Source organism: Leisingera sp. F5 (assembly GCF_001593695.1).
In genome coordinates, this window is sequence record NZ_LUKH01001239.1 from 1 (window position 1) to 1,167 (window position 1,167).

A 1,167-nucleotide genomic window follows, 5' to 3' on the forward strand; every position below is an offset into this window, starting at 1 on the left:
GACAAGTTCCAAGCGGAGAACAATCTGATGACCGAAATTCTTGGCAGCACCGCACCGGCGGGTGATCTGATCAAAGACGTGACCGAAGCCACTTTTATGCAGGACGTTGTCGAAGCGTCGATGCAGGCGCCGGTGATTGTCGATTTCTGGGCGCCCTGGTGTGGCCCGTGCAAAACCCTTGGCCCGATGCTGGAGGCGGCTGTCACCAAGGCCAAGGGCGCCGCGACCATGGCCAAAATCAACGTGGACGAAAACCAGCGCCTGGCGCAGGCACTGGCGCAGCAGGGGCTGCCGCTCCAGTCGATCCCCACCGTGGTTGCCTTTGTAGAGGGCCGCCCGGTCGACATGTTCCAAGGGGCTCTGCCGGCATCGGAAATCGAGGCATTTGTGAACAAGGCCATCGAGGCAGGGGGCGGATCAGCCGACGGCGGTCTGGGCGAAGCCCTGGAAGCGGCCGAACAGATGCTGACTGAGGGTGCCGTGGCGGATGCCGCGCAGACCTTTGCCGCAATCCTGGGCGAAGATGACAAAAATGCCGCGGCTTACGGCGGATTGGCACGCGCGCATATCGCGCTCGGCGATCTGGATCAGGCGGAGGCCGTTTTGAATGGCGCACACGCCGAGATTGCGGATGCCCCCGAGATTGAAGCCGCGCATGCGCAGATTGCCCTGGCGCGGCAGGCCGAGAACGCTGGCCCGGTGGGGGAATTGCGGGCTTCGGTGGACGCCAGACCGGATGACTTGCAGGCGCGTTTCGACCTGGCGCAGGCGCTTCATGCAGCAGGAGATGCGGAAGCGGCAGTAGATGAGTTGCTGGAGCTTTTCCGCCGTGACCGCGAGTGGAACGAAGGCGCGGCCAAGGTGCAGCTCTTCACCATTTTTGATGCGCTCAAGCCAAACGATCCTGTGGTTCTTAACGGGCGCCGGAAGCTTAGCTCAATGATATTTGCCTAAGACCGGGGCAGCACTACACTCTGTCCCATGATCCAACCAGCTGATCTGCCGGACACGATTGCCGTGTTCCCATTGCCCGGGGCGCTTTTGCTGCCCCGGTCGCGCTTACCGCTGCATATCTTCGAGCCGCGCTACCTGCAGATGCTCGAAGATACTCTCAAAACGCGTCAGCGGCTGATTGGCATGGTGCAGCCCTGTCCGGGTCCGCAAGGG

Annotated in this window: 2 protein-coding genes; both read left to right on the top strand. The window is 62.1% G+C overall.

Going from position 1 to position 1,167, the window contains the following annotated elements; all coding sequences use genetic code 11:
- The first annotated feature begins 27 nt into the window (after positions 1-27).
- Positions 28-954, top strand: a complete 927-nt coding sequence (locus tag A2I95_RS40455; protein WP_291737952.1) for a tetratricopeptide repeat protein — start codon at positions 28-30, stop codon at positions 952-954.
- Positions 955-981: 27 nt separating this feature from the next.
- Positions 982-1,167: LON peptidase substrate-binding domain-containing protein (locus tag A2I95_RS40460; protein WP_367153221.1), on the top strand; the 186-nt coding region annotated here is incomplete at its 3' end.